Raw genomic sequence first — 20612 nt, 5'->3', positions numbered from 1 at the left:
CACCTCATGATCTCTCGTTTACCGGCGGCCGCGTTCGCCGCCGCCGCTCTGACCCTGCTGTCCACCGCGACCGCCGCGCACGCCGCGCCCGTGACGGGCGCCCCCGAGCTCACGCACAACGCCCTCTACAAGGCGGCCAAGCTGCCCAAGGTCGGCTGCGCGCTGAAGAAGGGCACCACCGCGGCCTCCACGAGGAAGTACGTCACCACGCTCGTCGGCTGCCTCAACAAGGCGTGGAAGCCGGCGATCAAGGACTTCACGCCCGTCGAGGTGCAGTTCAAGGAGTCCAAGGACAAGAAGTCCTGCTCCACGGGCCTGGAGGTGTCGGGCTCGTTCTCGGAGATCTGCGCCACGGCCGTCCGGGTGCGCCTCGCCGACGACTGGATCAAGGCGAAGGACGACAGGAAGGTGTTCACGTCCGTGGTCAGGACGTGGAGCGGGGTCGTGACCGGCCAGACCGGCATCGGCCGGGCCTGGTGGGGGCTGGAGAACGGCGGAGTCGAGACCGTCATGGACGAGCACAACCGCCGCTACTACCTGCAGCTCGACTGCTTCTTCGGGGTCTCGGCCAAGAGCCTCGGCCGGGTGGTCAAGGACTGGAAGCCCGTCCTCGGCATCCCGGACATCTGGAAGAACCGTTTCCACGGCAAGACCGCCAACCGCCTGTCCTGGGTGCGGGCGGGATACGAGACGGGCAAGCCGGGGGCGTGCAACACCTGGAAGGCGAGCTCGGCCAAGGTGGCCTGACGTCCTAGGGCTGTCACAGGGCCCCGACGACCAGGCCGACGAGGATCAGGGCGACGAGGGCGAGGCGTAAGGCGGCGAGCACGTGCCGGTTGCCGTCCACGGCGGGGTCAGGGCTTCAGGCCGGCGTGCGTCTCCAGGCGTTCCAGGCGCTCCACGATCGGCCGCAGCTCGGCCTTGAGCTGGGCCTTGAGCGCGGCGGCCAGCTGTTCGGCCTGGCCGGGAGCGGGAGCGGGGGCGGCGGCCTGCTGGGTGTTGGCGCGCAGGTGCACGTACCCGGCCAGGGCCGCCGACACGGCGCGGCGGGTGAGGCGCGGCTCGGCGCCCAGGGCGCGCAGCACCTGACCGGCCGTGCCGTCGGGCTCGGCGACCAGGCCGAGCAGGAGATGCTCGCAGCCGACGTAGTTGTGGCCGAGCGCGATCGCCTCGGTGACGGCGAGTTCGAGGGCGTTGGCGGCGGGCGAGCTGAGCCGGCGCGAACCGGCCCCTGCCGGGTCGGCGGGAGCGGCGGCGTCGGCCGGAGCCGGGTCGGTGGCGGGCGGGACGTGCCGGTCGAGGTCGCGGCGCACCTGGTCGAGGCCGATCTCCATGGCGCGCAGCACGTGCAGGGCCAGGTTCGTGCCCTCGGTGAGCATGGCGTCGAGCAGGTGCCCGGTGCCGACCTCGACGGTCCCCTGCGTGCGGGCGGCCTCGGCGGCGAGCTTGAGCACCGTACGGGTCCGGGCCGTGAGGTGGGTCAGCGCGCCGGTCGGCTGGTCCAGGTCGAGATCGCCGAGCGAGGTCTCCCTGATCGCGGTCACCCGGCGGACCGCCTGCTCCAGCGCCCGCTGGCAGACGGCGGACACCGGCACGCCGGCCTCCTTGACGGCCTCGGCGAGGTCGTCGGGCAGGTACACGTTGATCTTTGGCATACCCCCACCATAACCCCGCTGGGGTTACACGTCCAGGGTCATAGTGGCGTCGAGTTCTCCGACTGTCGGTGGGAAGCCGTACCTTAGAGCGCGTGTCCGAACAGCCCCTGACCCTCGACGCCGTCCTCACCGACGAGGCGGTCCTGTCCACCTACCGCCGCATGTTCGCCGCGCTGGCCCGCGACAGCGGGGCCGTGGTCGACGACCCGGTGCTGGTCGACATCGCCGAGACGCTGTTCGCGGCGTTCGCGGAGGCGGGCGAGGAGTGGCTGACGCACGAGCAGATGCGCTTCGCCTGCCGCGCCTACCCCGGCGAGCAGTTCGACAACCGGCTGCGGGTGCTCAAGGGGCTCGGCGCGATCCGCGAGGTGTTCCCCAAGCCCAACCAGCTCCGCTACCGCGCCTCGTTCACCAGCGTCGTCGGGCTGATGTTCATCCGGCGCATGATGGACGACGGCGGGCAGTCGGAGATGCACCGGTTGCTCGCGCTCGAAGACCTCAACGTCGCCGACCCGCGCACCACCATGGAGGAGGCGCGGCAGAGCGCGGTCAACCTCGCGCGGGCGTTCCGGCTGTGGGCGCTGGAGCTGATCACGCTCACCACCGGCACCATCGAGGAGCTGCGCGAGCAGGCGCCCAAGCTGTGGGGCACCGAGGAGATCGCGCGGCGGGCGCAGGGCCTGCACGGCACCATCCTGACCCGCTGGCCCGAGCTCGACCGGGTCTGCACCGACCTGCGGGCCGCCATCTACGCCTACAGCGACGCCTCCCGGCGAGCGGCCGGGCGGCTGGCCGACTCGGCGGGCACCACCCGCAACCTCACGCTGCTGCCGACCGAGACGTGGCGCACCTTCTCGCAGACCGCGTCCAAGGAGCGGCTGGCCGCCGTGCTCGACGGGTTCGTCTTCGACGCGCCCGCGCCCTGGCACGATCCGGCCGCCATCGCGCGGGCCGTGGACGAGGCGCCGCGCCCGGCTCCGGCGCAGCCCACGCCGCCGCGCTCCACCCTGCCCGATCCCGGGCCGTCCGACTCGCTCGACACCTCGCCGGGAGCCGCCGTCGAGCGGCTGCGGGAGATGGCCGAGTCGCTGCTCGGCGGGTCCGCCCGGGTCGCGCTCGGCGACGTGCTCGGGCCCGACTGGGTGACCGCCCGGCGGGTGCTCGCCGACCTCACCAGCATCGATCTGCGGCCGGAGCTGCCCTACCGGCTGACCTGGAGCGACGAGCTGTCGGTCGATCCCGGGCGGGAGCCGGCCTGGCTGTCCTGCGGCCACCTGGAGCGTACGCGATGAGCACCGGTGAGGGGCAGGGGCTTACCGGGGAAGAGCGGGCCGCAGCGGGCCCGGACGCGAAAGGTCCGGTGGCGCGGGGGTCGGTTCTGGAGGGGCCGGTCGCGCATGTGCGGGCGCGGTCGGGCGGGCCGTTGCCGCTCGGGCCTGGGGCACCCGCTCCGGCCGGGATGATACGGCTGACCTGGCCCGACTCCACCGGGCAGGCGCTGCCGGTGTGGCCCGACGGTGTGACGCCGGCGCTGCTGGAGGAATACCAGGTGGCGCCCGCGCCCGTGGAACGGGCCGGGGAGACGCGGCGGGTGCTGGCGGCCGTGCTCAAGTGCTGCTGGACCGACCTGTCGGTCGATCCTTGGCCGGGTACGCCCGCGCCGGTGGAGCTGGTGCTGGACACCTATCGGGCGCTGATCGGGCGTACCGACGACCTGATGCGCAACTGGGCCGTCGGGGCGCTGCGGCGGCTGCACGACTCGGCGTGGGTCGTCGTGGACGACGGTGTGGTCGTGCTCGGGCCGAGGTGCGCGCTGTGGCCGGTGGAGGCGCACGCGCAACTCCAGGAGCTGGTGCGCCGGCTGCCCTCACCGGACCGGGCCGAGCTGACCGTGGTGGGCGACGCCGACATCGTCGCCGCCGCCATGCCCACGATGTCCAGCATGCCCGCCGAATCCGGAGAGTTCGCACAATCCGCCGGGCTCGCCGCGTTCGGAGAGGCCGCCGGGTCCGGTATGCCTGCCGCGTCCGTTCCAGATGCCGCCGCCGGTGGGCGGGCCGAGGGTGGGGGTGCCGGGTTCGATGACCTGCTCGGTGCGTACGACGAGCGGCGGCGGGCGGAGCTGGTGGCGGCTTACATGGTGGTGGAGCACGCGGCGGAGCCGGTGCAGGAGGTGCGTTTCGCCGCCCTGCGGGATCCGGCGCTGCGCCACACGCTGAGCGAGATGCTGGCCCGGCGCGGCCGGGTCCTCGTCCAGCACCGCGACCGCTGGATCTCGGGTTACGACGACGCCTGCGCGGCGGTCCCGGCCGCCTCCGGCCCAGACGACCGCGCCGCCGAGCCCCCGCCTTCCGTGGGCGGGGGGCGGCTCGGGGTGGCGGAGCGGGCGGTGCTGACGCTGGTGCTGGTGCACTCGGTGGCGATCCCGCGGGCCGAGGGGCTGCTGCCGGAGGACTCCTGGCTGTCGCCGCACCCCACTCCGGCCGACGAGCTGCGCCGGCACACACAGTTGCCCATCGGGGAGCTGGAGGCGGCGCTCCGCACCCTGCGCCACGCCGGGCTGCTCGCCCAGGTGAAGGCCGGTGAGGAGGCGGGCGGTTACGTCCCTGGCCCGCAGTTCCACCGGCTCACCCCGGCGGCGCGGCGGCGGCTGCAGGAGGAGCTGATTCTCGCGGCCGGGCCCAACACGCCGCTGGCGGCGGCCGTACGGGCCCGCAGGTCGGCCAGATGACACGAACAGACACGGGCAGAGCCAGAGCAGCCACAACGGGCGGAAGGGTTACGGGGGTCACAGGTGTCGCAGGTGGAGAACGTCGTCGGAGACCGGGTGCTGATCGCCGTGCAGGCGGTCAACATCTCGCGGCTGTCCACCCATCCGGTGCCCACGGTCCCCGGCACGCTCATCGTGGTGGCGGGCGCCGGGCCGAAGGACTCCAACGGGGCGGGCAAGTCGTCGTTCATCGCCTCGATCACGGCGCTGCTGGGTGACGAGCAGTGGCGGTTCGCCTCGGGCGCGAAGGCGGTCTCCGAGCTGCTGTTCAACGCCGAGCTGGCGAGCGGCGCGGGCGGCCGGCAGTGGGCGAGCGCCGACCACGGCTACATCGTGGGGGTCTTCGCGCCGCCCGGCATGAACGGCTTCCCCGACGACGACGCCCAGCCGGCCCAAGTGGACGAGCCGGACGCCGTGCCCGCTGACGAGCTGCTGCTTGTGGACTCGGGCGAGGCGGGCGGTGAGCTGTTCGAGGTGCCCGACACCTCCGGCGGCGCCCTCACGGTGTGGCTGCGCGTCAACCAGGAGGCGCCCCACCTGGAGATCCGCTGGCGTGAGGGCGTTCATCTGGCGGCGTCGCCGTCGGAGGCCGAGCGGGTGGCGCGGGCCGACGAGATCTGGGCGTCGCTGCCGAAGTCGGCGGGCAAGCGTGACGTCGTGGCGCGCGACCTGACCAAGGCGCTCTACGGCGACCGGGTCAGGTGCGTGTCGTTCCTGTCCACGTCCGTACGCAGCAAGGTCGCCACGAACCTGCTCTCCCAGCCGCTCAACGAGATCTCCCCCGAGCGCGTCTTCGAGGCCATCGCCGCCCTGACCGGCCTGGACGCCGAGCTGGAGCAGGAGCGGGAGGCCCGCAGGGACGAGCACGCCAAGCGGGTGCGCGCGGCGCAGGCCGGCGAGCGGCTGGCGGAGTTCGAGGCGGAGTCGAAGGCGCTGCTGGGGACGTTCGACCGGCGGGACGAGGCGCGGGTCCGGCTGGCGGAAGCGTTGCGGTGCTGGCGGGGGCGGCAGGCGCGCAAGCTGGCCGACGCCGCGGCCAAGGACGACGCGCTGGCCGCCGAGCTCGACCGGCACCGCGCGGCCGGCGAGGCGGCGAGCGAGGCGATCGCCCTGGTCCGGGCCGAGATCGGCACGCTGCGCGAGGACACGCTCGACCGGCAGGTGTCCGAGGCGCGCAAGGAGCTGGCGGCGCTGCAGGCCAGGGCCGCCAAGCTGGACGCCGACCGGGCCGTGGCCGACAACTCCGCCGACGAGCTGCGCGGCCGGATCCCGGCGCTGGAGCAGAGCCGCAGGTTCGCCGACGGGCGGGACGTGCCCGCCGCCGAGCGGGAGCTGCGCGAGGCCAGGCTCCGGCTCAACGAGGCGCTGAAGGCGCTCGGCGTGGCCGACCAGGAGGTTGCGTCGGCGCAGGCGGCGCTGGACGACGCCGAGGGCGGGCCGGCTGCGGCCCAGCTCAACGCGCTCGCCGCGGCGGGTGTCGGCGCCACCGGCCTCCTCGACGCGCTCGACGTGGCCGAGCAGGCCCGCGACAACGCCGCGCACACGCCCGGACGGACGCGTACCGCCGGTCAGACGGGCGCCCCCGGGAAGGCAGGCGCGACCGGGAAGGCGGGCGCGACCGAGCAGGCTGGCACGGTCGGGCAGGTGGGGCGGTCGGTCGGGCAGGTGGTCGGGTTGCGGGGGTGGCCGCATGAGCATGCGGTCATCGTGGACGCCGCCCGGCTCGGCGAGGCGGCCGAGGCGTTGGCGGGGCTGCCGGGGTCGGTGCTGGTCAGCGCGGCCGGGGTGAGTGTGGTGGGGGCGTTCGAGGGGGTGGCGACCGGGCGGGAGGCCCGGATCAAGGCCGCCGAGCAGCGCCTGCACCGGGCCAAGGACGCGCAGGAGACGGCGGCCCAGGCCGTACACGACGCCGAGGAGGCCGTCGCCGAGGCGCAGCGGCGGCTGGACGGCGCCCAGGCCGGGGTGCGGCTGGCCGAGGTGGAGGCGAAGCTGGCCGAGCGGCGCGCCCGCCTGACCGAGCTCAACGCGGCCGTCGAGGAGCTGGCCCCCAAGGTCGCCGAGGCCGAGCGGCTGGCCGGCGCGCTCGACTTCCGGGCCCGCACCCGGGACATGGAGATCGAACGCCTGGAGGGCCGCAGGCAGCGGCACGAGAGCGAGCGGGCGCAGGCCCGCGACCAGGAGGCGAAGGTCGCCGCCGAGCGGGAGGCGCTGCGCCTGGACGCGCTCGCCGCCGACTGGGGCGGCACGGCGGAGACCGCCAGGCAGTGGCTGGAGGCGCTGCCGGAGGATGAGCGGCCGCGCACCGCCGACGAGTGGTGGCGGGTCGCCGAACGCCACTTCGACCAGGCGCTGCGCGACACGTTCCCCGAGGAGGACGCCGAGATCCCCGAGGAGCTGGCCTTCCTGCTCAACGAGCGGGGCGGGAGCACGGCACGCGAGCAGGCCACGTTCGCGGCGGTGTGCGGGGCGCTCGCGTCCTATCTGCGCGCCCAGGAGGAGTACGAACGGCACCAGCGGCGGCAGATCGAGGCGCAGCTCGGCTCCCGGCAGCGCGACCTGTCGGCGGCGGCCCGGGGCGCCGAGGAGGCGGCGCAGTCCACGGCGGTGCACCGGGCGGCGCTGACCGCGGCGATCAGGGCGCGGCTGACGCGGGTGGCGGAGGAGTTCGACAAGCTCGACACCTCCTACGGCGGCTACGGCGCGACCCTGGAGTTCCCGGTGCCGCCCGCGCCCGCCGATCCCGAGCAGCGCTGGCAGTGGCGGGTCACGCCGAAGTGGCGGCGCGGCGAGGGCCAGGGGTTCGTGCCGTACAACCGGCGGGCCAACACCGCGCTCATGGACGAGAAGGCGGTCAAGCTGGTGTGCGCCGCCGCCATCGCCTCGTCCGGGGGCGGTCACCTGTGCCTGGTCCTCGACGAGCTGGGCCGCAACCTGGGCAAGGAACACCGGCGGGAGGCGGTGGCGCTGTTCCGGCGGATCGGCGAGACGTATGGCATCACGGTGATCGGGGCGTTGCAGGACGACATGGAGCCGTACGCGATCGACGCCTGCGGCCAGTACGTCAAGCTGCGCCGGTCGTCGGACGCGATGCCGTACAACGAGCCGCCGGTGATCGTGGGCCACGACCAGCACGCGGAGCGGGTCCGGGCGCTGGCCGCGTACGTCGAGCGGACCGCTATCTGACCGGCGGGCCGGTGTAGGAGGCACGCAGGCGGAGGAGGCTGCCGCGCTCGTACTCCTCCATGGCGTGCGCCAGCCAGCCCGCCACCCGGGCGACCGCGAAGATCGCCTCGCCGGCTCCGGGGGTCATGCCGGCGACGGCGGTGAGGACGGCGAGGGCGAAGTCGACGTTGCGCTCGGGGAGCCGGCGCCGGCGCATCTCGGCGGCCAGCGCCTCGGCCGCGGCGATCCGATCGTGCCCAGGGACGGCCCGTTCGACCAGGTCGAGCAGGACGGCGCCGCGGCCGTCGCCGTTCTTGTAGACGCTGTGGCCGAAGCCGGGGACGCGCTCGCCGCGCCGGACCCGCTCGGCGACGGCGCGGGCGGCCTGGCCCGGCTCGGCGACCTCGCGGAGCAGCCGTTCGGCCTGGTATGACGCGCCGCCGTGCAGCGGGCCGCCCAGCACGCCGAGGCCGGTCAGCACCACCGCGTACGGGTCGGCCTTGGCGGAGGCGGCGACCCTGGCGGCCAGGGTGGAGGCGGCCAGTTCGTGGTCGGCGAGCAGGACCAGCGCGGCCCGTAGCGCGTCGAGCAGGGCGGGCGTGGCGGGCTGCGGGCACAGGCGGGACCAGAGCCGGGCGGCGATCGATTCGCCGGCGGGCTCGCTCAGGGCGGGGAGGGCGTCCACCAGGCCGGCGATGAGGCGGCGGCCGGTGGCCGCCACCGAGGCGCGGTCGAGCTGGAAGCGCAGCGAGTCGGACGCGCCGAGGACCGTGGTGATCACCTGGAGGCGGTCGAGCGGCAGGAGGTCGGCGGGCAGACCCCGCTGCGCGGCCACCGCCGCCCGCAGCGCCTCCTCCTCACACCGCCACGGCCCCCCGTCCCCGCCATCTGCCTGAGCGTCGGAGCCAGGCGGATTGGAGAGGGGGGTTGCGGGGTCAGGGGGACGGGAGAGGGGGTCGAGGTCAGGGGGACCGGAGAGGGTAGCGGAGGCGGGGCCCGGCCCGGGAGTGGAGCCCGGATCGGGAGTGGAGCCCGGATCGGGGGCGGGGCCCGGCCCGGGCGCAGGTGCGGGGGCAGGTGCGGGGGCGGGGGCGGAGGTGGCGGTCCAGAGCCAGGTGGCGACGGTTTCGAAGGGGTGTCTTCTGGCCAGTTCCAGGGCGTCGGCCCCGCGATAGTACGGCCGGTCCACGCCCAGCGCCGTCACCGCCGACTCGATGACCAGCTCCGGTGGCTGGCTGCGCGGCCGGCCGCGGCGGGCGAGACGTTCGACCTCCTCGGCGGAGAAGAGGCTGCGCCGCCCGTCGTCGGCGTGCCGCCGCTGCAGCACTCCCCTGCTCACGTACGCGTACAGAGTGGCCGGTTTCACCCCGAGCCGTTCGGCGGCCGTGGCCGCGTCGATCCACTCCATCGGACCCTTCCACGTTGACGAAAATCAATATTGATCCATATTGAGCAAGCATGTCAACGTGAGTGCATGCCCAAAGTTCACTTCCTCGACGTGACCAACCGGGACGGCGTGCAGACCGCGCGTACCGGCCTGTCGAAGTTCGGCAAGACCATGGTCAACTTCTATCTGGCCAAGCTCGGGGTGGCGCAGTCCGAGATCGGCTTCCCGTTCCTGTTCCACGAGGTCCCGTACGTACGGGCACAGCTGGCGCTCGCCGAGGCCGGCGCGTTCGGGGAGCTGCGGCTGTCCGGCTGGTGCCGGGGCGTGCCGCAGGACGTGGAGCGGGCCGCCCCGCTCGGGCTGAAGCACTACAACCTGTCCATCTCGACGTCCGACTACATGATCCAGAACAAGTTCCGCGGCCGGCTGGACCGGGAGGCGATCATCAGGGAGATGACCGCGGCGGTGCGGGCGGCCAAGGCCGCGGGCGCGCTGACCGTGGGGGTGAACGCGGAGGACGGCTCGCGTACGGACGACGCCTTCCTGCTGGAGTTCGCGCTGGCGGCGAAGGAGGCCGGGGCCGACCGGGTGCGCTACTGCGACACGATCGGCGGCGACACGCCCGACCGGATCCGCGAGCGCTTCGCCAAGCTGGCCTCGGCCGCCGCGATGCCCGTCGAGACGCACTGCCACAACGATCTCGGCCTGGCCGTGGCCAACTCGGTCTCCGGCGCGCTCGGCGACCTCGACGCCGGCCAGGACGCCTGGATCAACACCTGCGTGAACGGCATCGGCGAGCGTTCCGGCAACGCCGACCTGCTCTCCACCATCCTGGCCTTCCGGCACGGCTTCGGCCTGGACGCCGAGATCGGCGACGACCTGGACCTGTCGTGGGCGCGGCGCTTCGCGTTGTGGGCGGCGTACGCGTTCGGGCAGCCGCTGCCGTACAACCAGGTCGGGGCGGGGCGGAACGCCTTCGCGCACGAGTCGGGCATCCACGCCGACGGCGCGCTGAAGGACCACGGCAACTACGAGCTGTACGACGAGGCGACGCTCGGCCCGTTCCCGCAGGACTGGCACGCCCGCTCCGGCCGGGTGGTCCTGACCGGCGAGTACGGCGGCAAGGCCGGCTTCCGCCACGTCATGGACGGCCTCGGCGCCGAGGTGGCCGCCGGGGACGAGGAGCTGGCGTTCCGCCTGGTCCAGCTCTGCAACGCGATGACCGGCAAGCCGCTCACGGACGACGAGCTGCGCCTGATCGCCGCCCACCCGCGCGAGCTGTCGCTGCTCTTCCCCGGCCTCACCGAGTGATGGTCAGGCCGCCCGGGGCGCGTCGAGCGCGGCGGCGGCGCGGAAGTCGGCGTCGGCGTGCTCGATCGCCTGGAGCGGCACGGTCTCCCTGCGGAAGACCGCCGACAGCGCCCAGTCCGTCAGCACCCGGGCCTTGTTGCCGAACGTCGGCACCCACGCCAGGTGGTACGCCCGGTGCGCCAGCCACCCGAGGAACCCGGTCAGCCGCAGCCGGTACACCTGGGCGACCCCCTGGTGGTGCCCGAGCCCGGCGACCGAGCCGAGGTAGGCGTGCCGGTACGGCCGCAGCCGCCGTCCCCGCACGTGGGCCACCACGTTGCGGGCGAGCAGCTTGGCCTGGCGGACCGCGTGCTGGGCGTTGGGGGCGGTGAACTCGCCCGGCCGGGTCAGGTCGGGCACCGCGGCCCCGTCACCGGCCGCGAACGCGTTCGGCACCCCGGCCACCGTCAGGTATTCGGTGGCGACGATCCGCCCGAGCCGGTCCACGGGCAGGCCGGCGGCGGCGGCGAGAGGATTCGGCCGGCCGCCGGCGGCCCAGACCAGCGTGCCGGCGTCGAGGCGGGTGCCGTCGCTCAGCTCGGCGACGCCGCCCTCGGCCGAGACCAGCCGGACGCCGACGCGCACGTCCACGCCGCGGGCGCGCAGCGCGCCGGCGGTCCACCGGCCGAGCGCCGCGTCCAGCTCGGGCAGGATGCGCTCGCCGGCCTCGACCAGGGTCCAGCTCAGGTCGGCGGGCTCGACGCCGGCGTGGTGCCGAACGGCCTCGTCGGCCAGGCCCTGCATCTCGGCCAGCGCCTCCACGCCCGAGAACCCGCCGCCGACCACCACGAAGGTCAGCGCCCGGCGGCGTATCTGCTCGTCGTCGGTCGAGACGGCGGCGGCGAGCTGGGCGAGGACGCGGTTGCGCAGGTGCACGGCCTCGCCGACGGTCTTGAAGCCGACGGCGTGCTCGGCCAGCCCGGGGATGGGCAGCAGGCGGGTGACCGAGCCGGCCGCCATCACGAGGATGTCGTACGTGAGAGTCCTGGCCGGCCCCTGCACCGGCTGGAACTCGGCGGTGCGGGCCGCGTGGTCCAGGCAGGTGACGTGACCGGTCAGCACGCGCGCGCCGGGCAGCGCCGGGGCGAGCGGGGCGACGACGTGCCGCGGCTCGACCGCGCCGCCGGCCGCCTCGGCGAGGAAGGGCTGATAGGTCATGTAGCCGCGCGGGTCCACGATGGTCACGCTCGCCTCTCCTGAACGGATCAGCTTGCGCAGCCCCAGAGCGGTGTAGAAACCGACATATCCGCCGCCGACGATCAGGATGTGCTTGCTCACTGTCCCCAGCTCCTTTCGGTTCTCACCATGAGGACGGGACAGCGCCGCCGGACGTGACAACCCGGCGCAGGAACTTACGACGTCCGGTTCACAAAGTCCGGTCGCCGGTCTCCGGCAGGGCGAGCAGGCAGAGCAGGCTCAGCAGGGCCATCGCGGAGACGTACGCGCCGACCGCCGTCGCCCCGAGCCCGCCGGCCTGCATGCCGGTCGCGACCAGCGGCGGCACCGCGCCGCCGAGCACGCCGCCGAGGCTGTAGGCGACAGAGGCGCCGCTGTAGCGGTATTCGGTACGGAACAACTCCGGCAGATAGGCGCCCATCGGGCCGAAGACCAGCCCCATGAGGCCGAGCGCGCCCGCCAGCGCCACGCCGACGAGGACCACCGACCGGGTCTCCATCAGCGGGAACATCACCAGCCCCCACGCGATCGCCAGCCCGCACCCGGCGATCAGCGTGCGCCGGCGGCCCAGCCGGTCGGACACGATGGAGGAGGCGACCGTCCCCGCAGCCATGAAGAGGACGCCGACCATGGTGAGGCCGAGCATCGTGGTGCGCGGGATCTCCAGCGTGCCGGTGCCGTACGACAGGCAGTAGGTGGTGGCGGTGTAGAACAGCGTGTACGCGACCGTCATGGCCCCCGCGCCGAGCAGCACCCGCCGCCACTGGTGCCGCATGAGGCCGACGAACGGCACCCTGGCGATGCGCCGCTCGTCCATCGCGGCTTTGAAGACCGGCGTCTCGGAGATCTTGAGCCGGACGTACAGGCCGACGATCACCAGCAGCAGGCTGGCCACGAACGGCAGCCGCCACCCCCATCCGTCGAACTGCTCCTCGCTCAGCGCCTCGCCGAGCACGAGGAAGAGCCCGTTGGCGGCCAGGAACCCCACCGACGGCCCGAGCTGCGGGAACATCGCGTACAGGCCGCGCTTGCCGGGCGGCGCGTGCTCGGTGGCGAGCAGCGCGGCGCCGCCCCATTCGCCGCCGAGGCCGATGCCCTGGGTGAAGCGCAGCAGCACCAGCAGCACGGGCGCGGCCACGCCGATGGCGGCATAGCCGGGCAGCAGCCCGATGAGCACCGTCGACAGGCCCATCACCAGCAGCGACACGACGAGCATGGACTTGCGGCCGATGCGGTCGCCCCAGTGACCGAACACGGCCGAGCCGAGCGGCCGCGACACGAACGCCACCGCGAACGTCGAGAACGAGGCCAGGGTGCCCGCCACCCGGTCCATCTCGGGGAAGAACGCCGTGTTGAGCACCAGGGCGGCGGCGGTCCCGTAGATGTAGAAGTCGTAGAACTCGATGGCGGTGCCGGCGAGGCTGGCGACCGCGATCCTGGACCGGCTCGGGGCGGCCGTGTCCGGCCGGGGGGTTGTCTTCATGGCGCTCACTCTGGGGGCTGACGTGCGGTGACTCGACCTGTCAACGCTACCTGCCGATAGGGTTCGGAACGAACAAGGGGAGGTAAGGCGCGTTGGGTGTCGAACTGGTCATCTTTGACTGCGACGGGACATTGGTGGACAGCGAGGCCATATCGGTCCGCGTAGGCACCGCCGCGCTGCGACGCCTGGGCTGGTCGATCGACGAGGCGGAGTACGCCGAGCGCTTCGTGGGCTGCACCAACGAGTTCTGGGCCGAGCAGGTCGGCGAGACCCCGCCCGGCTGGAAAGAACAGCTCGACGCCGAGTACGAGGCCGCGATCACGGCCGAGCTGCGCGTGATCGCGGGCATCGAGACGGCGCTCGACCAGCTCGACGTGCCGAGCTGCGTGGCCTCCAACGGCCGCCACCGGACCATCCGCCGCAGCCTGGAGATCACCGGGCTGGCCGGGCGGTTCGCGGGCCGGGTGTTCAGCGCCGAGGACGTCCCGCGGGGCAAGCCGGCGCCCGACCTGTTCCTGCACGCCGCCGCCACGATGGGGGCCGACCCCGAGCGGTGCGTCGTCGTGGAGGACAGCCCGTTCGGGGTGATGGCGGCGGTGAGCGCTGGCATGCGGTGCCTCGCTTACGCGGGCGGCTTCCACCCGCCCACCCGGCTGACCGGCGCGGGCGCCACCCACCTGTTCCACGACCCGGCCGGCCTCCCCGAACTGCTCACCAGGCTGGACTGAACTTCTCCCGTTCGGGTTTTCTTTTGTTATCGCAAATTGACATTCACGTGTTATGCTGTTTGCATTCCCATAAATGCCGTGGCTAATATCGCCGCGTGTTCAGCGAGAAACCCAGCCAGACCGCGATGATGGCCGCCGCCGCGCGCGCCGCCCACCTCGTGGTCGACGAGCCCCCGCACATCTTCGCCGACCGTCTGGCCGCCCCGCTGCTCGGCGAGCGAGCCGGCGAACTGCTCGGCTACCACCGCCTGCACGGCGGCCATCTCATCCTGTCCGGCACCCGCGCGCAGGTCACCGCCCGCAGCCGGCACGCCGAGGACCGCCTGCTCGGCTCAGGCCTCACGCAGTACGTCAGCCTCGGCGCCGGCCTCGACACCTTCGCCTACCGGCAGGCCGGCGGCGGGATCCGGGTCTTCGAGGTGGACCATCCGGCCACCCAGGAATGGAAGAAAAGGCTCCTCGCCGACGCCGGAATTTCGGTGCCGGAATTTCTCACCTTCGTCGGCGTTGATTTCGAGAGGGAGGACCTGAATTCCCGGCTCGGCGCGGCGGGATTCGCGTTCGGCCAGCCCGCGTTCGTGAGCTGGCTCGGGGTGAGCATGTATCTCACGGCGGAGGCGGTGTCGGCCACGCTGGCCGCGTTCGCCGCCTTCGCGCCCGGCTCGGAGCTCGTCATGGAGTACGCCCTGCCGCCCGAAGCCCGGGACGCGCTGGGCGCGGAGATGGCCGGCTATGCCCTGCCCGCCGCCGCCGAGCGCGGCGAGCCCTGGCTGACGTTCCACACGCCCGAGTCGGTCACCGCGCTGCTGGCCGGGCACGGGCTGCGGGTGGTCGAGCACGTGCGCCAGCCCGACCTGCCGGCCGTGGCCGCGCGGACGGCGGCCACGCCGGTCAGCGTGGACCTGTGCCGCCTGGTCGTCGCCACCCCCGCCTGAACGCCGTCAGCCCTCCTTGACTCGGGCGCGGCCGTTCTCGTCCAGGTAGTCGCGCCACGACCGCTTCGGGGTCCAGCCCAGCAGGCGGTGCGCCTTGGCGCAGGAGACGCCCGAGGCGTCGGGACGGGCGAGCGGCCGCAGCTCGATCGTCTCGCTCACGTGCTCGCGCAGCGCCGCCGCGAAGTCGTGCCCGCCCGCGTTGTCGGGGGCGGCGATGTAGAACACCTCATGGCCCGGCAGGTCGGACTCCACGGCCAGGACGATCGCGTCCGCCAGGTCGTAGGCGTCGGTGTAGCTCCACAGCCCCGCCCCGGGCTGGCTGACGTCGCGCACCTGCGGGCCGAGGTTGCGCTCGTAGTTGCCCTCGTGCTGCACCCAGCTCGGCCGCAGGGAGATGCACCTGAGGTCGGAGCGGCGCACGGCCGCGTCCATGAGCTGCTCGCCGACGTGCTTGGACAGCGCGTACGGGTCCTGCGGCCGGATCGGGTGCTCCTCGTCCACCGGCACGTAGTCCGGCAGGAACGGCCGCTCGGCGAAGAAGAACCCGGGCACCGTCTCGCTGGAGATGTTGACGAACCGGGTCACGCCGAACCGCACGGCCGCCTCGACCAGGTTGAACGTCGCCATGACGTTGTTCTGGAACACCACGTGCGGCGGGTTGTGCGTGGGGTCGGGAATGGCCGCCGCGTGCACCACCGCCTCCGCCCCGCGCGCCACGGCGAACGCCTGACCGGCGTCCGTCAGGTCGGCCTGCACGTAGCGGGGGGTGCCCGGATCCTCCCGTTCCCAGACCGGACGGGTGACATCGCAGGCGGTCACCTCGTGACCGGCCGCCAGCAACGCCTGGACGGCCGAGCGCCCCACCTTGCCGTGGGCCCCCGTGACGACGACACGCATGGGTTTGTCTCCTTCGCCGCATAGTGGTGGATCCTGAAAGATCATCCCACCCCGGAGATGGCCAGCGCCGAGCCTCTGCGGGTCTTGGTGACCTTGAGCTGAGCGGTGATCCGGGACCGCAGCTCGGCCACGTGGCTGACGATGCCCACCGCCCGGCCGCCGTCCCTGAGCCCGTCGAGGATGTCGAGCACGCCGTCGAGGGTGTCCTCGTCCAGTGTGCCGAAGCCCTCGTCCACGAAGAGGGTGCCGATCTCCGCGCCGCCCGCCTCCGCGGTGACCACGTCGGCCAGGCCGAGCGCGAGGGCAAGGGAGGTGATGAAGCTCTCGCCGCCCGACAGGGTCGCCGGGTCGCGGTCGACGCCGGTCCAGCCGTCGGACACGCGCAGCCCCAGCCCGCCGCCCGAACGGCCGCGCGAGCCGGCCGTCTTGCGCAGGTCGTGCTGGAGCAGGTAGCGGCCGGCCGACATGTGGTCGAGCCGTTCGTTGGCGGCCTCGACGACCGCGCGCAGCCGCTCGCCGAGGACGTACGACGAGAGGCTCATGCTCCACCGGTTGTCGCTGGAGGTGCCGCCGGTCAGGGCCGCCATGCGCTCGGCCAGGCGGTGCCGCTCCTCCGCCGGACGCCAGCGCTGGACGCACGCCGACAGCTCGGCCTCCAGCTCCGCCAGGCGGCGGGCCCGGGCGGCGGCCCGGTCGCGTACGCTCGCCAGGTTCGTGTGCGCCTGCTCGGCCGCCTCGCGGACCGCGGCGGCCCCGGCCAGGTCGGGGGCGGGCTCGGCCGCGGCGGCGGCCAGCTCGGGATCGGCGAGGGCGGCGGTGACGGCGGCGTGCTCGTCGTCGAGCCGCCGCAGGGCCTCGGTCTTGCGCTCCCGCTCGGCGGGGCCGCGGTAGGCGGCCTCGGCCTCCTGGACGTCCGCGAACCCGGCCTCGGCCGCCGCCTCCCGCGCCTGGCCTCGCGCGCGGGCCAGCTCGTCGTCCGCCGCCAGCGCGGCCCTGGTGGCCTCGACCGCCTCGCGCAGCAGCTCGGCCTCGTCGGTGAGGCGGGACAGGCGGGCGGTCAGGGTCGCGTCGCCGCCGCGCGCCGCGTCGAGCCGCGCGGCCAGGCGGGCGGCGTCGGCGCTCAGCTCCTCGTGCCGGGCGCGGCCCGCCGCCAGCCGGGAGGCGACCGCGCGCGCCCGCTCCTCCTGCTCCCGCGCCTCCTCCCGCCGCCGGGCCACCTCCCGCGCCGCCCCGCTCTCCACCTCCGCCACCCGCCGCAACCGCCTCAGCTCCCCCTCAACCTCCGCCAGCACCGCGACGGCGGCGTCGGGCGCGGAGAGATCAGGCATCACGGAATCGGGCACAGCGCCAGCGGCCGCGCCCGCGCCGGGCGCGGCGGCGTCGGGCACGGCAACGTCGGGCGCATCGGGCGCGATAGGCACGGCCGCATCGGCCACGGTCGCATCGGGTGTATCGGGCGCGCCGACACCAGCCACAGCAGCATCGGGCGCGGTGGCGTCGGTGGTGGCCGCATCAGGCGTGCCCACCGCGACTTCGGGCGCGCCCACCGCGATCCCGGGCATGCCCGGAGCGGCTCCGGGCGTGTCCGTAGCGGCTCCGGGCGTGCCCATCGCGGCTTCGGGCGTGTCCGTGCCCGGCCGGGTGAGGTGGGTGCGGAGACGGGTGTGGTCGGTTGTCAGGCGGGTGTGGAGGCGGGTGCGGGCGGACTCCAGGTGGGTGCGGTGGGCGTGGCAGGCGGCCAGTTCCTCGGCGACCCGCGCCGCCTGGTCGCGTACGCGCTCTCGCTCGGCCTCGACCCGCTCCAGCGCCGCCGCCAGGGCGGCCTCACGCCCGGCCACCTCCCGCAGGCGGGACAGCTCCTCCTCCGCCTGGTGTACGCGGTCGGCGGCGGTCTCCGGGTCGAGGTCGCCAATGGCCTCGGCGGCGTCGGCGTGCCGGGACCCCAGGGAGGCGAGGTGGCGCTCGGACGCCTCCCGCTCGGCCAGGGCGCTCTCGTGGGCGCCCTCGGCCGCCCGCTCGTCGTCGGCGGACGGCGCGCTCGGGGCAGGGGACGCCGGATGGGGATGGTGTTCGGAGCCGCAGACCGCGCACGGGCGCCCGTCGGCGAGGTCGCGGGCCAGCTCGGCCGCCATGCCGTCCATCCGGGCCTGGCGCAGGTCGAGCCAGCGTTCGCGGAGCGCCTGGGCCTGGTCGACCAGCACCTGATGGGCGGCAGTCGCGGTCTCCAGCTCGGCGGCCAGGACGTCGCGGCGGCGTACGGCCTCCAGCGCTGCCCGCGCGGCGTCGAGCCCGGCGGACGCGATCGGGATGGCGGCGGCCTGGGCGCGCACCTCCTCCAGGGCGGCGCTCGACGCGGCCAGGCGGGCGGGCAGCTCGGCCTCGACGGCCGACACCTCCGCCTCGCGCCGCTCCAGCGTCTCCAGCTCCGCCGCGAGCCCCGCCAGCTCCCTGTCGACGCCGATGAGGTCGGCGGCGGCGGCGCGTACGGCCTCGGCGGCGGGGATCCTGGCGGCGGCGGCGCGGCACCGGGCCAGCTCGGCCTCGGCCTGCTCGATCAAAGCGGGGAGCGCGGCCAGCCGGGCGGCCACCCGCTCGTCCTCGGCGGCCAGCCGGGTCAGCTCCTCCTCGACGCGGAGCAGGTCACGCCGTACGCCGGCGAGCCTGGACTCCTCGGTCAGCAGCTCCGACAGGCGCGCGATCTCGGCCCGCCGGTCCCGCTCCAGCGCGGCCAGCTCATCCGCCGAACGCAGGGACGACGAAGGCAGGGACGACGGAGGCAGGAGGGGATGGGCGCGGGCGAGGGCGTCGGCAGCCAGGGTGCGGGCCTTGGCGGCGGCCTCCTCGCGTTGCCGTACGGCGGTGACGAGCGGGATGACCCGATCGGCGCGGGCGGCGTCGTCGAGGACGGCCTGGAGGTCGGCACGCTCGTCGGCGCGTTCGTCGAGCGCGCGCCGGGCGGTCAGCGCGTCGGCGTGACGGCGCTGCCGGTCGGCCAGGGCGGCGGCCTGGTCGAAGCGCTGGCGGGCCTCGCGCAGCGCCCGCGCGGCGGCCTCGTGCTCCTCCTCGGAACGTACGGCCACCGCCCTGGCGGCGGCGAGCAGCGCCCCCGCCCAGCGCAGGGGATCGTCGTCGCGCGAGGGCGCCCCGTCATCGGGAGCGGCGGGCAGCGGGATCAGGGGGTCGAACGTGGCCTCCTCGACGCGCTGGACGGCGAAGTCCACCTGCCGCCGCAGCTCCTGCGCCTCCCGCCAGGCCAGTTTGCGCTGCTCGGCCAGCCATCCCTCCGCCGCCGTGAACACCTTGACGGTGAACAGCCGCTCCAGCAGCTTGCCGCGCTCCTCGCCGTCGGCGCGCAGGAACTTGGCGAAGTCGCCCTGCGGCAGCATCGCCACCTGCCAGAACTGCTCGGCGTTCATGCCGAGCAGCCCGCCCACCAGGTCGCCGGCCTCGTCCAGGCGGGTGGTGAGCCCGTGCCAGGCGCCGTCGCGGCGTTCGGAGACGATGACCTTGGACTTCTCCTCCGTGACGCCGCTGCCCCGCAGCTTGGGACGCAGCCACGCCGGGGAGCGCTCGACGCGGAGTAAGCGGCCCCGGATGGTCGCCTCCAGGGTGACCGACGGCCCGGTGCCGGCCGGGGCATGGTCGCAGCGCAGGCTGCGGGCGCTGTTGCGCTGCCCGGGAACCTGCCCGTAGAGGGCGAAGCACAGGGCGTCGAGGATGGTGGTCTTGCCCGCGCCGGTCGGCCCGTGGATGAGGAACAGGCCCGCCTCGGCCAGTGCGTCGAAGTCGACCGTCTCGGTGCCGGGGAAGGAGCCGAACGCCGTCAGCGTCAGCCGGTGAGGCCGCATCTACGCCATCGTCTCCTTTGTCCTCGACGCCTCGATGGCCCGTCTTAGCAGGTCTTCCTCCTCGGGTGCGGCAGGCTCGCCGCGCACCTCGCGGACGAAGTCGAGGGCGACCTCGGCCTCGGGCCGCCCGCTCAGGCGGACCGGCTGCGCGGCCGGGGCGGCCTCGGCCGGGTCGAAGGCGAGGGCGAGGGTGTGCGGGAAGCGGGCGCGCAGCCGGTCCATGGCCGCCTTGGGGCGTACGGGGTCGGTGAGGGTGACCTGGAGCCAGTGGTCCTCGACGGCGGCGTGCCGCGGATCGGCGAGCAGCCGCTCCAGCTCGCCGCGCAGCCGCCCGACGGGACGGGGCACCGGCGCGGGCACGAACTCGGCGCAGAACCCGTCACCGCCCCCCAGCGTGACCAGCCACGAGCCCTTCACGTGGCCCGTCTCGGAGAAGGAGTAGGCGATCGGCGAGCCCGAGTAGCGCACGGTCTCGGACATGCGCTGGCGGCCGTGCAGGTGACCGAGCGCGACGTAGTCCACGCCGTCGAACGCGGCGAGCGGCACGTGCGCCACCCCGCCCACGCTGATGTCGCGCTCGCTGTCGCTGGCCTGCCCGCCGGTGACGAAGCAGTGGGACAGCACGACGGCCGCGCGGTGGCGGGCCGCGTCGGCGCGGACGCGGTCCATCGCGTACGTGATCGCCGCCGTGTGGCTGCGGTCGGGCAGCTCCCACGGCGCCCGCACCAGCTCCGGCTCCAGGTAGGGGATGCCGTAGAAGGCGACGCCGTCGACGAGCACCGGCTCCCAGGCCCGCTCGGGCGCGCAGCGCACGTGCACCCCGGCGGACTCGAACAGCGCCGACCCGAACCGCAGCCGCAGCGCCGAGTCGTGGTTGCCGCTGATGAGCACCACCCGCGCGCCGGCGCCGGTCAGCCGGGCGAGCGCGTCGTCGAGCAGGGCGACCGCGTCGACCGGGGGCAGCGCCCGGTCGTAGACGTCGCCGGCGACGGCCACGACGTCGACCCGCTCCTCCCGCACCGTCTCGACCAGGTGGTCGACGAACGCGGCCTGCGCCGCGAGCAGGCTCTCCCGGTGGAAGGCGCGCCCGAGGTGCCAGTCGGAGGTGTGCAGGATCCGCATGTCGCAGGAAGCTAACAGCTCTCACCGACAAATGTGGCCCCACTGGTCCCAGGAGCCGGGAGTACGCTAGAAGATCGGCGGGCAAACCAACGCACATGG

At 74.2% G+C, this 20612-nt stretch carries 14 protein-coding genes; 7 read left to right on the top strand and 7 right to left on the bottom strand.

Going from position 1 to position 20612, the window contains the following annotated elements:
- The first annotated feature begins 6 nt into the window (after positions 1-6).
- The gene (locus tag AC27IY_RS38250) at positions 7-747 is read left to right on the top strand and encodes a hypothetical protein (protein WP_371249502.1); all 741 of its coding nucleotides are present in this window, start codon (positions 7-9) and stop codon (positions 745-747) included.
- A gap of 107 nt (positions 748-854) precedes the next feature.
- Here AC27IY_RS38250 and AC27IY_RS38245 read toward each other — a convergent pair whose 3' ends face one another.
- A complete protein-coding gene (locus AC27IY_RS38245) occupies positions 855-1655 on the bottom strand; it encodes a Clp protease N-terminal domain-containing protein (RefSeq protein WP_487180988.1) in 801 nt (266 codons plus the stop codon).
- A gap of 92 nt (positions 1656-1747) precedes the next feature.
- Between AC27IY_RS38245 and AC27IY_RS38240 the strand changes: the two genes are divergently transcribed.
- The 3 genes from AC27IY_RS38240 to AC27IY_RS38230 all read left to right on the top strand — a co-directional run bounded on the left by AC27IY_RS38240 (position 1748) and on the right by AC27IY_RS38230 (position 7608).
- The gene (locus AC27IY_RS38240; protein WP_364444649.1) at positions 1748-2947 is read left to right on the top strand and encodes a hypothetical protein; all 1200 of its coding nucleotides are present in this window, start codon (positions 1748-1750) and stop codon (positions 2945-2947) included.
- A 167-nt stretch (positions 2948-3114) separates the two neighbouring features.
- Positions 3115-4386 carry a hypothetical protein gene (locus tag AC27IY_RS38235; RefSeq protein ID WP_487180987.1) on the top strand — a complete coding sequence of 424 codons (1272 nt, stop codon included), beginning with the start codon at positions 3115-3117 and terminating at the stop codon, positions 4384-4386.
- A 63-nt stretch (positions 4387-4449) separates the two neighbouring features.
- On the top strand, positions 4450-7608 hold the full coding sequence (locus AC27IY_RS38230) for a coiled-coil domain-containing protein (protein WP_487180986.1): 3159 nt from the start codon (positions 4450-4452) through the stop codon (positions 7606-7608).
- On the opposite strand, the gene AC27IY_RS38225 is transcribed toward AC27IY_RS38230, so the two are convergent.
- Positions 7601-8995: a citrate synthase gene (locus AC27IY_RS38225; RefSeq protein ID WP_487180985.1), complete on the bottom strand. Its 1395-nt coding sequence runs from the start codon at positions 8993-8995 to the stop codon at positions 7601-7603. The genes AC27IY_RS38230 and AC27IY_RS38225 overlap by 8 nt on opposite strands.
- A gap of 66 nt (positions 8996-9061) precedes the next feature.
- Between AC27IY_RS38225 and AC27IY_RS38220 the strand changes: the two genes are divergently transcribed.
- The gene (locus AC27IY_RS38220) at positions 9062-10285 is read left to right on the top strand and encodes a LeuA family protein (RefSeq protein ID WP_344211946.1); all 1224 of its coding nucleotides are present in this window, start codon (positions 9062-9064) and stop codon (positions 10283-10285) included.
- A 3-nt stretch (positions 10286-10288) separates the two neighbouring features.
- Here AC27IY_RS38220 and AC27IY_RS38215 read toward each other — a convergent pair whose 3' ends face one another.
- Both AC27IY_RS38215 and AC27IY_RS38210 read right to left on the bottom strand, forming a co-directional pair.
- The gene (locus tag AC27IY_RS38215) at positions 10289-11602 is read right to left on the bottom strand and encodes an NAD(P)/FAD-dependent oxidoreductase (RefSeq protein ID WP_487180984.1); all 1314 of its coding nucleotides are present in this window, start codon (positions 11600-11602) and stop codon (positions 10289-10291) included.
- 88 nt (positions 11603-11690) lie between these two features.
- Positions 11691-12983: an MFS transporter gene (locus AC27IY_RS38210; protein ID WP_423450706.1), complete on the bottom strand. Its 1293-nt coding sequence runs from the start codon at positions 12981-12983 to the stop codon at positions 11691-11693.
- A 92-nt stretch (positions 12984-13075) separates the two neighbouring features.
- Here AC27IY_RS38210 and AC27IY_RS38205 point away from each other — a divergent pair, with 92 nt between their 5' ends.
- Both AC27IY_RS38205 and AC27IY_RS38200 read left to right on the top strand, forming a co-directional pair.
- Positions 13076-13711: an HAD family hydrolase gene (locus AC27IY_RS38205; protein ID WP_487180983.1), complete on the top strand. Its 636-nt coding sequence runs from the start codon at positions 13076-13078 to the stop codon at positions 13709-13711.
- A gap of 95 nt (positions 13712-13806) precedes the next feature.
- Positions 13807-14646, top strand: coding sequence for a class I SAM-dependent methyltransferase (locus AC27IY_RS38200; RefSeq protein WP_423476599.1), 840 nt, complete (start codon positions 13807-13809; stop codon positions 14644-14646).
- A gap of 6 nt (positions 14647-14652) precedes the next feature.
- Here the strand turns inward: AC27IY_RS38200 and AC27IY_RS38195 are convergent, their stop codons facing one another.
- The 3 genes from AC27IY_RS38195 to AC27IY_RS38185 are packed head-to-tail and all read right to left on the bottom strand — an operon-like array spanning position 14653 to position 20513.
- Positions 14653-15543, bottom strand: a complete 891-nt coding sequence (locus AC27IY_RS38195; protein ID WP_423476600.1) for an NAD-dependent epimerase/dehydratase family protein — start codon at positions 15541-15543, stop codon at positions 14653-14655.
- 41 nt (positions 15544-15584) lie between these two features.
- Entirely contained in the window at positions 15585-19391 is a 3807-nt protein-coding gene (locus AC27IY_RS38190; protein WP_487180982.1) for an AAA family ATPase, read from the bottom strand.
- Positions 19392-20513 carry an exonuclease SbcCD subunit D gene (locus AC27IY_RS38185; RefSeq protein WP_487180981.1) on the bottom strand — a complete coding sequence of 374 codons (1122 nt, stop codon included), beginning with the start codon at positions 20511-20513 and terminating at the stop codon, positions 19392-19394.
- Positions 20514-20612 lie beyond the last annotated feature (99 nt).

It is taken from the genome of Nonomuraea sp. B208, from assembly GCF_057536035.1.
The sequence above is the reverse complement of the archived record's forward strand: the minus strand, read 5'-3'. Positions and strand labels throughout refer to the sequence as shown.

Excerpts from the sequence above, each read along its gene's own strand:
- AC27IY_RS38250 (WP_371249502.1), top strand. The coding sequence starts at position 7 with ATGATCTCTCGTTTACCGGCGGCCGCGTTCGCCGCCGCCGCTCTGACC.
- AC27IY_RS38245 (WP_487180988.1), bottom strand. The coding sequence starts at position 1,655 with ATGCCAAAGATCAACGTGTACCTGCCCGACGACCTCGCCGAGGCCGTC.
- AC27IY_RS38235 (WP_487180987.1), top strand. The coding sequence starts at position 3,115 with ATGATACGGCTGACCTGGCCCGACTCCACCGGGCAGGCGCTGCCGGTG.
- AC27IY_RS38225 (WP_487180985.1), bottom strand. The coding sequence starts at position 8,995 with ATGGAGTGGATCGACGCGGCCACGGCCGCCGAACGGCTCGGGGTGAAA.
- AC27IY_RS38220 (WP_344211946.1), top strand. The coding sequence starts at position 9,062 with ATGCCCAAAGTTCACTTCCTCGACGTGACCAACCGGGACGGCGTGCAG.
- AC27IY_RS38210 (WP_423450706.1), bottom strand. The coding sequence starts at position 12,983 with ATGAAGACAACCCCCCGGCCGGACACGGCCGCCCCGAGCCGGTCCAGG.
- AC27IY_RS38195 (WP_423476600.1), bottom strand. The coding sequence starts at position 15,543 with ATGCGTGTCGTCGTCACGGGGGCCCACGGCAAGGTGGGGCGCTCGGCC.
- AC27IY_RS38190 (WP_487180982.1), bottom strand. The coding sequence starts at position 19,391 with ATGCGGCCTCACCGGCTGACGCTGACGGCGTTCGGCTCCTTCCCCGGC.
- AC27IY_RS38185 (WP_487180981.1), bottom strand. The coding sequence starts at position 20,513 with ATGCGGATCCTGCACACCTCCGACTGGCACCTCGGGCGCGCCTTCCAC.